The organism is Streptomyces sp. SCPE 10, assembly GCF_051980735.1.
In the GTDB taxonomy this organism is placed as follows: Bacteria; Actinomycetota; Actinomycetes; order Streptomycetales; family Streptomycetaceae; genus Streptomyces; species Streptomyces misionensis.
In genome coordinates, this window is record NZ_CP197069.1 from 1,415,015 (window position 1) to 1,427,524 (window position 12,510).

Consider the following 12,510-nt stretch of genomic DNA (forward strand, 5'->3'; position numbering starts at 1 on the left):
ACGTCCTCACGATGTGCGGTCACTTGCAGGCTTCAGAACCTACAGGCGGCCACTGACAACGAACGCCCCGAGGGGCCCCGCCCCAGCGTAGCCGGGGCCCTCACCAGCTGGTCTTCCGGTGCAGGGTCCACATCATCATGATCGTGGAGGGGTCGAGGGCCTGTTCGCCGCCGGCGATGTCGTCGCTGGCCGCCACGTACTGCCGGCCCTGCCACAGCGGGAGCAGCCGGGCGTCGGTCGCCAGGATCCGCTGGGCCTGCGCCATGTCCTTGACCGTCTCCGCGCGGTCGCCGCGCGCCCGCGAGCGCGGCAGCAGCGTCCCGGTGATCTCCTTGGCCGGGTAGGGCGTGCCGAGCGCGTTGTGCTCGCCGGTGAAGGGCGCGATGAAGTTGTCCGCGTCGGGGAAGTCCGGGGACCAGCCGCGGCCGAACACCGGGTACTCGCCCTTCTGGTAGCCGACCACGTAGGTCTTCCAGGGGCGGCTGCGCAGGGTGACGGTGAACAGCCCGGAGCCGTCCAGCTGCCGCTTCAGCTCCTGGAACATCAGGGCGGTCTCGGACCCGTAGCGGTCGGAGGTGTACCAGAGGGTGAGCGGGACCTTCTGCTGGATGCCCGCGCCCCGGAGGGCCGCGCGGGCCTTGGCGGTGCTCGGGTCGCCGTAGGCGTCGAAGAAGGCGGTGGTGTGGCCGGTGAGGCCCTTGGGCACCATCGAGTACAGCGGGTCGACGGTGTCCTTGTAGACCTTGTGCGCGATCGCGCCCCGGTCGACGAGCTGGGCGACGGCCCTGCGCACGGCGGGCCGCCCGGCCCAGGGGTCCTTCGGGTCGAACACCAGGTAGCTGATGTCGGTGCCCGCGCCGTCGACCAGCTGGAGGCCGGAGTCGTTGTCCCGCTGGAGGGCGAGGATGTCGTCGGCGGCGAGCCCCCGGTAGGTGACGTCGATCTTCTTGGCGCGCAGCGCCGCGACCATGCCGGCGGAGTCCTGGAAGTAGCGGATGGTCACCGCGTCGTTCTGCCGCCTGGCGAAGCCCCGGTAGCCGTCGTTGCGGGTGAGGACGGCCTGCCGCCCCTCCTGGTACGAGCCGAGCTTGTACGGCCCCGAGCCGTCCGCGCCCGCGTTCTTGCGCAGGGCGCGGCCCGGGTAGTCGTCGGGGTCGACGATCGACAGCGCCGGCGTGGCGAGGACGAAGGGGAAGGTGGCGTCGGGCTTGCCGAGGTGGAAGACGATGTCGCGGTTGCCGAAGGTGTCCACCCGGTCGAGGCTGCCGAGCAGTCCGGCGGGGCCGCCGGGGGCGTCGATGGCGCGGATGCGGTCGACGGAGAACCTCACGGCCCGCGCGGTCAGCGGGTCGCCGTCGGCGAACGTCAGGCCCTTGCGCAGGGTGCAGCGGTAGGTGCGGCTGGAGGCGTCGGTGAAGGAGCAGCTCTGCGCGGCGTCCGGCTGTGGGGTGGTGGCGCCGCTGGGGTAGGCGAGGAGGGTCTGGTAGATGTTCCGGTACAGCTCCCAGGAGCCGTCCCAGGCGCCGGCCGGGTCCAGCGTGCTGGGGGCGCTGGTGGTGCCCACCACGATCGGGCCGCCGCTGCCGGCGCCCCCTTCGGACAGCAGCCCGCAGCCGGCCGCCAGCGTCACGGACGCGATCGCCGCGACTCTCCGCAGGAATCGGTTCCGGTGGAACACGCGCACGCTCCTCGATCCGCCCTACCAAGGTCGGCAGACCCTACCGCAGCGTAAGCACCCTCAACCTCCCCTGAAACAGGGTGAGTTGATCGACTTCTGGATGACTTCGTTGTCAGTCTCCCAGGCGTCCGCTGTGCGGTTCCCCGGGCGCCGGTCCGTTCGGAATCCGGCGCCCGGGAAGAGGCTCAGACGCCGGCCTTGAGGAACAGACCGCCGTCCACCACGAGCGTCTGACCGGTGACCCAGTCGGACTGCTCGGAGGTGAGGAACGCGGCGGCGCCGCCGATGTCGGACGGCACGCCGAGCCGCCCCAGCGGGTAGCCGGCCGCGGCCTCCTCCTCGCGGCCCTCGTACAGGGCCTGCGCGAACTTGGTCTTGACCACGGCCGGGGCGATCGCGTTGACCCGCACCTTCGGCGCGAACTCGTACGCCAGCTGCTGGGTCAGGTTGATCATCGCGGCCTTGCTGACGCCGTAGGCGCCGATGAACGGCGAGGGCGCGAGGCCCGCGATCGAGGCGATGTTGACGATCGCGCCGCCGTTCTCCTTCTGCCAGGCGTGCCAGGCCTTCTGGGCCAGGCCGAGCGCGGAGATGACGTTGGTCTCGAAGACCTTGCGGGCGACGTTCAGGTCCAGGTCCGCGATGGGGCCGAAGACCGGGTTGGTGCCCGCGTTGTTGACCAGGTGGTCCAGGCGGCCGAAGGCCTCCATGGTGCGCTCGACGGCCTCGCTCTGGTGGTCGAGGTCGTGCGCCTTGCCGGCGACGCCGATGACCCGCTCGGAGCCGAGCTTCTCGACGGCCTCCTTCAGGGCGTCCTCGTTGCGGCCGGTGATGCAGACCCGGTCGCCGCGCGCCACGAAGGCCTCGGCGACACCGAAGCCGATGCCGCGGCTGGCGCCGGTGACGAGCGCGACCTTGCCGGACAGGGGCGGGAGTTGTGCGGAAGTCATTGCCGGTCCCCCTAGTCGAGCGGTCCGCCGGCGACGTACAGCACCTGGCCGGAGACGAATCCGGCCGCCTCGCCGGTGAAGAAGGCGATGGCGTTGGCGATGTCCTCCGGCTCGCCGACGCGCTGCACCGGGATCTGGGTGGCGGCGGCCTTCTTGAAGTCCTCGAAGCCCATGCCGACGCGGTCGGCGGTGGCCTTGGTCATCTCGGTGGCGATGAAGCCGGGGGCGACGGCGTTGGCGGTGATGCCGAACTTGCCCAGCTCGATGGCGAGGGTCTTGGTGAAGCCCTGGAGGCCGGCCTTGGCGGCGGAGTAGTTGGCCTGGCCGCGGTTGCCGAGCGCCGAGGAGGAGGACAGGTTGACGACCCGGCCGAAGCCGGCGTCCACCATGTGCTTCTGCACGGCCCGGGTCATCAGGAACGAGCCGCGCAGGTGCACGTTCATGACGGTGTCCCAGTCGGCGGCGCTCATCTTGAACAGCAGGTTGTCGCGGAGCACGCCGGCGTTGTTGACCAGGATCGTCGGGGCGCCCAGTTCCTCGGCGACCCGGGCGACGGCCGCGGCGACCTGGGCCTCGTCGGAGACGTCGGCGCCGACCGCGATGGCCTTGCCGCCGGCCGCGGTGATCTTCTCGACGGTGTCCTTGCAGGCGGCCTCGTCCAGGTCGATCACGGCGACCGCGCGGCCCTCGGCCGCCAGGCGTACGGCGGTGGCGGCGCCGATGCCGCGCGCAGCGCCGGTGACGACCGCGACCCGCTGTTCGGTGGTGGACATTGTTGTTTCTCCTCGCCCTTGAGAGAACCCGTGCGGCCCCTCGGGAGGGCCGCTGGTGCGGTGAGCGACCGCTTAGTATCTTCGGCCCACACGACGCTAGAAGCCCTCGCACCCGGTGTCAACGCCGCATCCGGCCGTTGTGATCCATTACCTCACCAGGAGGTCCAGCAATCGCTCCGTCTCGGCGGCCGGGTCGGTGGTCAGTCCGGTGTGCACCGGGCCGGGCTGGACCACGGTGGAGCGGGGCGCGATCAGCCAGCGGAAGCGGCGCCCGGCGTCGTCCCGGGCCGCCTGACCGGCCTCCTCGCCGCCCGCGCAGTGGCGTTCGATCGCGCCGAGCGCCGCCCGGATGCCGGCCGCGTCGGCCGCCGGGTCCAGGGCCAGCAGCCGCGCCTCGTCCAGATGGGTGCGGGCGCCGACGTACCCCTTGGCCCGGCTGTAGACGACCACGCCCGCGTTGATGCACTCGCCGCGCTCCACCCGGGGCACGACCTTGAGCAGCGCGTACTCGAACACGTCCCGGTCGCCGCCCTGTCCGGCCCGGGTGATGTGGCGCTCGGTCACATGACCGGCCATGTGGATGTGCGTCTCGCTCACTTGCCCTCCTCCTGTCCGCCGAGACCGGTGATGCGGCCGGCGATGACGGCCGCGCGGGCGAGCAGCGGCCGGGCGTAGGCCCGGCGCAGGTCGTCCGGGGTGTCGAAGCCGGGTTCGCCGGCCAGCCAGGCGTCCGGGATCTCGGCGGTGACCTCGGCGAGCAGATCCTCGGTGACGCGGGGCGCCAGATCGGCGGCCGCCGCCTCGATGTCGGGCGCGAACCGGGCGAGGGCGTGGTCGCAGGCGTCGTAGGCGCGGGCGGCGGAGGCCTCGGCGGAGGGCCAGTTGTGGTGCCAGATCATGGTGGCGCCGTGGTCGATGAGCCATACCTCGCCGCGGTGCACCAGGAGGTTGGGGTTGCGCCAGGAGCGGTCCACGTTGTTGATCAGCGCGTCGAACCAGACGATCCGCCCGGCCTCCTCGGGGCTCACCTCGAAGGCGAGCGGATCGTAGCCGAGCGCGCCGGAGAGGAAGTCCATGCCGAGGTTGGTGCCGCCGCTGCCCCGCAGCAGCTCCTGCACCTGCTGCTCGGGCTCGCCGAGCCCCAGCACGGAGTCCAGCTCCAGGGTGACCAGCCGGGGCGTCCGGAAGCCGAGGCGCCGGGCGAGTTCCCCGCACACCACCTCGGCGACCAGCGTCTTGCGGCCCTGCCCGGCGCCGGTGAACTTCATGACATAGGTACCGAAGTCGTCCCCCTCGACGAGCCCCGGCAGCGAGCCGCCCTCACGCAGGGGCGTGATGTAGCGGGTCACGGTGACCTCTTTCAGCATTTTCCCAGGCCATCCGTCTCTTCAGCCTTGCAATGCAAGATCAACTTCAAGGGGGCGCGACAGTAGGAATCGCCCGCCAACGGTCCTGGGGAGAATCTGGGGAGTTTTGACCGGCATGCAGATGTCCCTGTCTCCCCGGGAGTCCGTCAATGGCCGTTCGCCCCTTGCTTCCGGCCGCGGGCATGAAGTGAGCATAGTAACCGAGGGTGATCGCCGGGGAGGAGTGCCCGAGCCAGCGCGCCAGGGCCACGACGGACTCTCCCGCCTCCAGCATGATCGAGGCATACGTGTGCCGCAGCACGTGGAAGCCGTCCTTCGGGGCCGCCGCCCACTGCCAGGGTTTCGCTCCCTCGGCGCGAGGCGGGATGATGCCGGCCTCCGCCAACGCGGGCTTCCAGGTGTAGGGGTTCCACGTGTTCACCGCGACGGCGTTGCCAAGTCGTGTGGTGAACAGCAGGGAGAACTTCCTCCGCTGCCCCTCCGGCTTCCCCCACGGAAGCTCCACCTCCACTGGCGGGAACGCTTCGACGTGGCGCTTCAACTCCTCGGCCACCGAGGGGGCATGTCGACGGTACGGGTCTTGGCTCCCTTCGGCAGGGCGGAGTACAGCCTTCCCTTGATCGCCTGGATCTGGCGGCGTACATGGAGGACACCTCGCGCGTGGTCGATGTCCTCCGGGCTCAACCCGAACACCTCGGCGGAGTTCGCAGCCCAGGCCGACGACGACGGCTATCCGGTTTCGCGGGCTGATCGCGTCGCGGACTCGCAGTGCCCTCTCCAACGGCCACGCCTCGCGTCGCTCCTGCGGCGCCTTGGGCCACCGCACGGACTTCGCGTGCATGGGATTCCTGGCAAGCCGCTTGTCGTCGACGGCCGCCTCCACAATGGAGGACAGCTCGGACAGGATGCCGCGTCGGTAGTCGACCGAGGAGACAGTGGCCTCCAACTTCGCTATGTACGCACGCAGATCCGCCGCCGTGATGTTTCTTAGCGGGCGTTCGCCCAGGTGCGGAACGATGTGAAGGCGCTCTCTCCGCTCCTGGTTGTCCTGAGTCTTCGGAACACCTCCTTTGCCCGGCGCCCAGTGCATCATGATGTAGTCGGCCAGCGTGATGGATCCGTCGCGCGGGTCCACGAACCCGCCTCGTTCCTCGTCCGTGGCTGCCCGACGAAGCCACGCCTTGGCGTCCATAAGGGTGTCGAAGGAACGGTCGCGGATGCCGGGGATGCCGGCGACCTTGTACCGCTTCCCCTTGTCATAGCGGGCAGTTCTTTCCCTTTTCCCGGATATCGGATCCTTCTGTGCGTGCAGCAGTCCCGGGACGCCGGACACACCTGGCAGGAGATCGGGGATCTGCTCGGCGTCACCCGCCAGGCCGCATTCCAGCGGTTCGGCAAGCCCACCGACCCGAGAACGGGAGAACCCATGGACAAGACCGTACGCATGGCCGACGCCGCCGCCCGCACTACCGAGATCGCCGCCGCCGTCCTCGACGGCCGTATGGACGAAGCCCGCCAGTCGTTCAACGCCGAAGTACTCGCGGCCTTTACCGACGAGGTGCGCCTCGACGGCCTGGCCGCGGTCACCGGCCTCGTCGGCGCGTTCGAGGGCTTCGGCGAGGGCGAGCCGTTTGTCCGCCGGATCGGCGACCACACGGTCGTCGACATCCCGCTGCGCTACGAGGCCGGCGAGATGAAGGCCCGCGTCGCGTTCGACGCGGACGAGAAGGTCGCAGGCCTGGTCGTCCTGCCACCCGAGACCCCGTGACACACCCCCCGGGACACATGGGGAGCGTCAGGAAGGGCAGATGAGCATGGCCACGGCTGGCTACGACGACGGCACGATCAGATGCGACGACCATGGGATCACTATTCGCCGCTCCTACCCGTGGGGGAGCAAGACGATCCCGTACGCCTCAATCAAGGGCACCGAGACGCTCGCGCTGACCGGCGCGAATCAAGTGCGCCGGTGGCGCATCTGGGGCTCGGGTGACTTCGTCCACTGGTGGAACTTCGATCCGCACCGGCCCAAGAAGGACACAGCCCTCGTGCTCGACAGCGGCCGCCGAGTCCGCCCCACGATCACACCGGACGACGCGGCTGCCGCGGCCCGCATCATCACCGCACACAGGAAGGGACGATGGGGTCGTACGTCACCACGCTGATTCCCCTTGGGATTCTGTTCGGGAGCGTGGGCTGGATCTACCAGGACGCGTCGGCCCACGCCAGGCGCGGAACACCCGTGTACTTCTCGGCGGGATCGATCGAGTTGAGCAAGCCCGCCACCTGGGCCCTCGGCTGCCTGTGCCTGTGGCTCGTCTTCCTGCCGCTCTACCTCACCTGCCGGCGGCAAGCCAGCTGACAGCTGGTGCGACGGCCGAACGGCCCACAGCCGCGGATACGTCGAACGGGGAACGCCCGGCGGCTCAGCTCCCGCATCGCGGCGGTCTGCCGCTCCACCGCCTCCGCGATGGCCGGGTCCGCCAGGAACGGGCGGGCGGCCTGACGGTGCGCCTCGATGGCACGGCGGTAGCCGTCCGGCGGAGTCCGGCGCTCCACCGGCACCGCGGGCACGGCCGACTTCGGGACCGGGTCGGCGGCCGCCGTGGCGGGGCCGGCCTTCACGGGTGCGGGCGCCAAGACGTGCAGCGTGCGGACGTTCGCGACGCGCACCTTCTCGTTGGCGGCTGCGACCAGCTTCGGCGCGCTCCAGCGCAGCTTCGTGCCGTACGCGGGGGCGTCGGGGACGACGTCCAGGCGGCCGGTGCCCGCGTCGAACGCCACGGCCTGGACGTGCCCGGCGAGTTCCGGCGCGGCCGCGGCGAGGATGTCTTCGAACTCTGCGAGGACGCTGCCGCCGGCGGCCGGGGCGGCCATGCCGCGTTCGATCATCATCATGCCGATCGCGCTGCCGAGCCCGAGCGGCTCGCGGCCGTCACGGCGTACGACCGTGCCGGTGCGCCGCTTCGGCTTCTCCTTCCGGGCGGCCCCGTTCTTACGTGCCGCTTCCCGGGCCGCGACCAGGGCCCGGCGCGCGAGGTCGACCCCGCTCGGCTCGGTGCTCACGCGATCATCGCCCCGGCCGCCTCGCCGTCCTCAGCAGCAGCGCTCGCCCGGCCTCGCTCGGCGCGTGGGCTGCGCTCGGTGCATCCCGCCGGGAGGACCGCGCACCCAAGGACGGTGGACTCCTCGTCCTGTACGCGGCCCCCGACCGCCTTGACACCGGGGCCGGCAGGGCCCTGGTGGAGCAGACGCTGATTGCCGCCCGGCATCGTCCTACGCCGACTCGGGCGCGACGAGCGGGGTGTGATTCGTCGATTCCAGGTCCCTGCTGTAGCGGAGTTCCGGCATCAGGGCGCCGTTGACCGGCCAGTCCGTGGAGTTGCCGTCCGGCCGGAAACCGGCGTGCTCGTAGAAGCGCCGGGCCTGGTGTTGGCGGCGATCACCCACGGCACGAGGCGGCGGAAGGAGCGTCGCAACCTCCGTCCACCGCCGGTGGATCGTGGGCGCCGAATGCAGGACGCGTGCTCTCTCTCGTCGTGAGAACCCACTTGCACGAGCGATGCGACCTACCTATATTCATGAGAGTTGATTCTCACGAAGGGCGTACCTCATGACCTCTCCCGTTCCCGCCACCACCCGTACCGTCGACCTCCCCGGCGGCCTGACCGTGACCATCGAGGAGCGCGGAAGCAGCTCCGGAGGAAGGGGCTTCCTGCTGCTGCACGGCGGCGCGGGCCCCCAGACGATGGCCGGTCTGGCGAGCGCGCTGACCGAGCACGCGTACACCGTCGTCCCGACCCATCCGGGCTTCCAGGGCACCCACCGTCCCGAGTGGTTCGATTCGGCGGCCGACCTCGCCGTCGCCTACCTGGACCTGATCGACCTCCTCGGCCTGAGCGAAGTCATGGTGATCGGCAGCTCGTTCGGCGGCTGGGTCGCCTCCGAGATGGCCCTGCGCGACACCAGGGCCCGCATAGGCAGCCTCACCCTGCTCAACGCGGTCGGCATCCACGCGGTGCGGAAGGAGAACGCCGTCGCCGACGTCCGCACTCTGGCGCCAACCGAAATCGCCGAACTGTCCTTCGCCGGCCCGGCGTTCCGCCCCGACTTCTCCTCCTTCAGCGACGAGCAGCGGGCGCAGGGGGCCGCCAACCAGCGGACCCTGGCGGTCTACGGCGGTGAGGAGTTCTCGTACGACCCGAAGCTGCGCGGGCGCCTGCACCGCGTCGGCGTGCCCGTCCTGGTCGTCTGGGGCGAGCAGGACGGCATCGCTTCCACCGTCTACGGCCGCGGGTACGCCAAGTCCTTCCCCAACGGCCACTTCGTCCCCGTCCCCGCGGCCGGGCACTTCCCGCACATCGAGCAGTTGGGGCTCACCCTCGGCGCCATCGGCGACTTCGCGCGGACCGTGGTGAACGCTCCGGCCGCGGCCTGAACCCGGAGCACCGCGTGCGCGGGACGGCGGCTCAGTCGTACTCCGTGGCGGGTGTGGTCGCGTACCGGGCCATGACCCGCACGGTGGCCGCACCCGTCAGCTCCCCGTCCCGCGCCGCCGCGTCGCGCAGATCCCGGAAGTACTGCACGTACAGGTCGGGCGTGAAGGTGTTGACCATCACCACCGGCTCGTCGCCCGGGTTGGCGAAGGTGTGCGGCACGCCCGGCGGAACCATCACCAGCGTTCCGGCGGGCGCCTCGTACTCGTCGTGGCCGACGGTGAACCGGACCGTGCCGGAGACCACGTAGAAGCCCTCGTCGTGTTCGGCGTGGCGGTGCTGGGGCGGGCCGGCGCTGTGCGGGGCGAGGGTGATCTCCCCGATGCCGAGGCGGTGCGCGGTGGTGCCGCCGTCCTCCAGGATCCGCATCCTCGCCGGTCCCAACTCGATCACCTCGCCGCCGTCGGGGGGAACGATCGCGACGCTGTTCATGGTCGGACTCCTCTGTGAGAGTTGGCTCGCATGAAAATAGGGCGGTCGCATCGTATGATGCAACTCTTCATCGCAGAAGATCGCAGGAAAGACGCCTCCCGTCGCGGACCGAAAGGTGGATCCATGCCCTCGTCCACGTCGCCGGCCTCCGGCATGACCGGCCGCGCGAACCAGAAGCTGCGGACGCGCCGGGCGATCGTGCAGGCCGCGGCCGAACTGAGCCGTACGGGGCGCGAGGTGACCATGGCCGACGTCGCGGCGGCGGCCCTGGTGTCCGAGGCCACGGCCTACCGCTACTTCCCCGATCTCGTCAGCCTCCTCCAGGAGGCCATCGTCGGCCAGCTCCCCGAGCCGGGCGAGGCGCTCGCCGGGGTCGAGCACTCCACCGATCCGGTGGCACGCGTCGCCGCCGCGACCGAGTTCCTGCTGCGCCATGTACTGGCCCGGCAGGGCGTGGTCCGCGCCATGATCGCCGGAACCATCGCCCGGCCCGACCGGTCCGCCCGCCCCGGCCTGCGCTTCGGGCTGATCGACCACGCGCTGGCGCCGGCGGCCGCCGGGATGGACCCCGCCGCGCTGGAGCAACTCAAGCGGAGCCTCGCCGTGGTGGTCAGCGCCGAGGCACTCTTCAACCTCACCGATCTGTACGGCCTGGACCCGCAGGACGCCATCGCCGGCGTCGTGGCGACCGCGACGTCCCTCACCCGCGCCGCCCTCCAACCGGACCCGAAGCCGTAGGGTCCCTACGCCCCGGAGACCGGCCGGAACCGCCGTGTGGCGCCGGCGTGCACGGCCCCTGGCCGGACGGTTGCTAAAGACCCTACTGGCGCACCAACCTCACCCTGCGCCAACTGGCGCCGCCGTTCGGGGTGTCCAAGTCCGCGGCCGACCGCATCATCGACCACCTTGGACCAGCGCTCGCGCCCCAGCAGCGCAAGCGGTTCCGCACGGATACTGTCCTGATCATGGACGGCACCCTGGTCCCCACTCGCGACCACAGCATCGCCGAGCAGTCCAAGAACTACCGGTACTCCACCAACCACCAGGTCGTCATCGACGCCGGCACTGGGCTCGTCGTCGCCGTCGGCCGACCGCTGCCCGGCAACCGCAACGACTGCAAGGCGTGGGAGCTGTCCGGCGCCAAGGCCGCCGTCGGGCCGCACCACGGTGATCGCCGACGGCGGCTACAGGGGCACCGGCCTGGTCATCCCGCACCGCCCCACACCCGACCAGGCTGACCTTCCGGCCTGGAAAGAGGAGCACAACCGTTCACACCGCAAGGTCCGCGCCCGCATCGAGCACGCCTTCGCCCGCATGAAGACCTGGAAGATCCTGCGCGACTGCCGCCTCAAAGGTGACGGCGTCCACCACGCCATGCTCGGCATCGCCCGTCTCCACAACCTCACCCTCGCCGGGTGACCGGGGAACGACGCCGGCCCGGCCCGGCCTGGCCCGGTGCGGCAGTGCCCCCGGCGGCAGCCCGAGCGCTTCACACAGCGAGGCCCGCAACTGCGGCAGACCGGGCGCCACACCGGCCACCGCCCGCCACACCGCACCCGGCCGGGCGGAAGATGCAGCGCCTGCTCGGCGGCGACCGTCTTGCCCACGCCCGTGTCCCCGTACACACAGCACGTCCCGCGGGCCGCGACCGTATGCCCCACCACCTCCGCCACACCGGCCACCTGCCGTGCGGACACCAGCCGGGCCCCCGGCACATACGACCGCACACCACCGCCCCGCACGCCCGCATCCGCGGCGCCCTCCGGCACCGGTGCGTCGGCGGGCGGCCCGGTCGGCGCCCGAGCGGTGTCACTGAGTGAAAGTGCGTCGGTAGGCGGTGGGGGTGGTGCCAAGGGTCCGCCGGAAGTGCAGACGCAGGTTCGCCGCTGTGCCGAGGCCGCATTCCCGGGCCACCTGCTCCACCGAGTGGTCCGTGGTCTCCAGTAGTTCGCGTGCCTTGCCGAGGCGGGCGCCCAGCAGCCACTGGAGGGGTGTGGTACCTGTTTCCGTGGCGAACCGGCGCATGAAGGTACGCGGTGAGACACCACTGTGCCGGGCGAGGACCCGGAGTGTGAGCGGCTCGTCGAGGTGGTGCAGCGCCCAGCTCCGGGTTTCGGAGAGGGAGGCCTCCCCGGCTTCGGTGACCGGAGCCGGTATGTACTGGGCCTGCCCGCCGTCACGGTGCGGCGGGGCCACCAGGCCGCGGGCGATCCGGTTGGCCGCGGTCGCCCCCAGGTCGCGGCGCACGAGGTGGAGGCACAGATCGATGCCACAGCACACGCCGGCCGACGTGAGTACGTCTCCCTCGTCGACGTAGAGCACGTCGCGGTCGACCGTGACGGACGGGAAGTTCCGCTCGAGTTCGCCGGTGTGCAGCCAGTGTGTCGTGGCATGCAGTCCGTCCAGGATGCCGGCCTCGGCCAGCGCGAAGGCGCCGGTGCAGATCGACACCACGCGTCGGCCCCGCTCGCGCGTCTGGACCAGCGCGTCCAGTACCTCCTCCGGCGGCCGTACCAGCGGCGCCCTCCCCGGCTCGTACCCCGGCACGATCACGGTGTCGGCGGCGCGCACGTGGTCCATGCCGCCTTCGGTCACGAGGGAGAAGCCGGTGGAGGTCGTCACCGTGGAGCCGAGCCCGCACACGGTCATCTCGTAGGGGGTCTCCGGGCGGGTGTTGAAGATCTGTGCCGGGATCGCCAGGTCGAGCGGAGTGACACCGTCCAACGCCAGGATCGCGACTCGGTGGGGCGTCATGGCAATATTCTATCGATAGCTGTCAAGGTTGCCACTCACCTGGTCAGGGGGGTGCGTGCC

General features: G+C 70.9%; 15 protein-coding genes and 1 pseudogene. 6 read left to right on the forward strand and 10 right to left on the reverse strand.

The features are described 5' to 3' along the window. Positions 1-100: 100 nt before the first annotated feature. The 6 genes from ACSP97_RS06645 to ACSP97_RS06670 all read right to left on the reverse strand — a co-directional run bounded on the left by ACSP97_RS06645 (position 101) and on the right by ACSP97_RS06670 (position 6,101). Positions 101-1,678, reverse strand: a complete 1,578-nt coding sequence (locus tag ACSP97_RS06645; protein WP_440556751.1) for an ABC transporter substrate-binding protein — start codon at positions 1,676-1,678, stop codon at positions 101-103. A gap of 185 nt (positions 1,679-1,863) precedes the next feature. Then, positions 1,864-2,628: an SDR family oxidoreductase gene (locus tag ACSP97_RS06650; protein WP_355155344.1), complete on the reverse strand. Its 765-nt coding sequence runs from the start codon at positions 2,626-2,628 to the stop codon at positions 1,864-1,866. Between the two features lie 11 nt (positions 2,629-2,639). Continuing rightward, entirely contained in the window at positions 2,640-3,401 is a 762-nt protein-coding gene (gene fabG / locus ACSP97_RS06655) for a 3-oxoacyl-ACP reductase FabG (protein ID WP_070028316.1), read from the reverse strand. 147 nt (positions 3,402-3,548) lie between these two features. Beyond that, positions 3,549-3,998 carry a DUF3037 domain-containing protein gene (locus tag ACSP97_RS06660; protein ID WP_180332113.1) on the reverse strand — a complete coding sequence of 150 codons (450 nt, stop codon included), beginning with the start codon at positions 3,996-3,998 and terminating at the stop codon, positions 3,549-3,551. After that, on the reverse strand, positions 3,995-4,768 hold the full coding sequence (locus ACSP97_RS06665) for a HipA family kinase (RefSeq protein WP_364733433.1): 774 nt from the start codon (positions 4,766-4,768) through the stop codon (positions 3,995-3,997). The genes ACSP97_RS06660 and ACSP97_RS06665 overlap by 4 nt, the downstream gene beginning before the upstream one ends. A 46-nt stretch (positions 4,769-4,814) precedes the next feature. Further along, the gene (locus ACSP97_RS06670; protein ID WP_440556755.1) at positions 4,815-6,101 is read right to left on the reverse strand and encodes a tyrosine-type recombinase/integrase; all 1,287 of its coding nucleotides are present in this window, start codon (positions 6,099-6,101) and stop codon (positions 4,815-4,817) included. Between ACSP97_RS06670 and ACSP97_RS06675 the strand changes: the two genes are divergently transcribed. From ACSP97_RS06675 to ACSP97_RS06685, 3 genes are read left to right on the forward strand one after another with little or no spacing between them, the layout of a single operon-like run. After that, a complete protein-coding gene (locus ACSP97_RS06675; protein ID WP_358679326.1) occupies positions 6,075-6,536 on the forward strand; it encodes a DUF3887 domain-containing protein in 462 nt (153 codons plus the stop codon). The genes ACSP97_RS06670 and ACSP97_RS06675 overlap by 27 nt on opposite strands. 40 nt (positions 6,537-6,576) lie before the next feature. Next, entirely contained in the window at positions 6,577-6,933 is a 357-nt protein-coding gene (locus tag ACSP97_RS06680; RefSeq protein WP_440556757.1) for a hypothetical protein, read from the forward strand. Next, positions 6,909-7,130 carry a hypothetical protein gene (locus ACSP97_RS06685; protein ID WP_358274487.1) on the forward strand — a complete coding sequence of 74 codons (222 nt, stop codon included), beginning with the start codon at positions 6,909-6,911 and terminating at the stop codon, positions 7,128-7,130. Before ACSP97_RS06680 ends, ACSP97_RS06685 begins: the two co-directional genes overlap by 25 nt. On the opposite strand, the gene ACSP97_RS06690 is transcribed toward ACSP97_RS06685, so the two are convergent. Next, complete coding sequence (locus ACSP97_RS06690; RefSeq protein ID WP_440556759.1) at positions 7,100-7,834, reverse strand: DciA family protein; 735 nt, start codon at positions 7,832-7,834, stop codon at positions 7,100-7,102. The two genes, ACSP97_RS06685 and ACSP97_RS06690, sit on opposite strands and share 31 nt — an antisense overlap. 210 nt (positions 7,835-8,044) lie before the next feature. Next, positions 8,045-8,218, reverse strand: coding sequence for a hypothetical protein (locus ACSP97_RS06695; protein ID WP_440556761.1), 174 nt, complete (start codon positions 8,216-8,218; stop codon positions 8,045-8,047). Between the two features lie 163 nt (positions 8,219-8,381). On the opposite strand from ACSP97_RS06695, the gene ACSP97_RS06700 reads away from it, so the two are divergent. Continuing rightward, positions 8,382-9,206, forward strand: coding sequence for an alpha/beta fold hydrolase (locus ACSP97_RS06700; protein WP_355155327.1), 825 nt, complete (start codon positions 8,382-8,384; stop codon positions 9,204-9,206). Positions 9,207-9,237: 31 nt separating this feature from the next. On the opposite strand, the gene ACSP97_RS06705 is transcribed toward ACSP97_RS06700, so the two are convergent. After that, positions 9,238-9,696, reverse strand: coding sequence for a cupin domain-containing protein (locus ACSP97_RS06705; protein WP_355155325.1), 459 nt, complete (start codon positions 9,694-9,696; stop codon positions 9,238-9,240). 123 nt (positions 9,697-9,819) lie between these two features. On the opposite strand from ACSP97_RS06705, the gene ACSP97_RS06710 reads away from it, so the two are divergent. Together ACSP97_RS06710 and ACSP97_RS06715 are read left to right on the forward strand one after the other, a co-directional pair. Beyond that, entirely contained in the window at positions 9,820-10,434 is a 615-nt protein-coding gene (locus tag ACSP97_RS06710; RefSeq protein WP_440556764.1) for a TetR/AcrR family transcriptional regulator, read from the forward strand. Positions 10,435-10,517: 83 nt separating this feature from the next. Next, positions 10,518-11,115, forward strand: a pseudogene (locus tag ACSP97_RS06715) (transposase); the annotation flags it as partial. A 390-nt stretch (positions 11,116-11,505) separates the two neighbouring features. On the opposite strand, the gene ACSP97_RS06720 reads toward ACSP97_RS06715, so the two are convergent. After that, a complete protein-coding gene (locus ACSP97_RS06720) occupies positions 11,506-12,450 on the reverse strand; it encodes a GlxA family transcriptional regulator (protein ID WP_358274482.1) in 945 nt (314 codons plus the stop codon). Positions 12,451-12,510 lie beyond the last annotated feature (60 nt).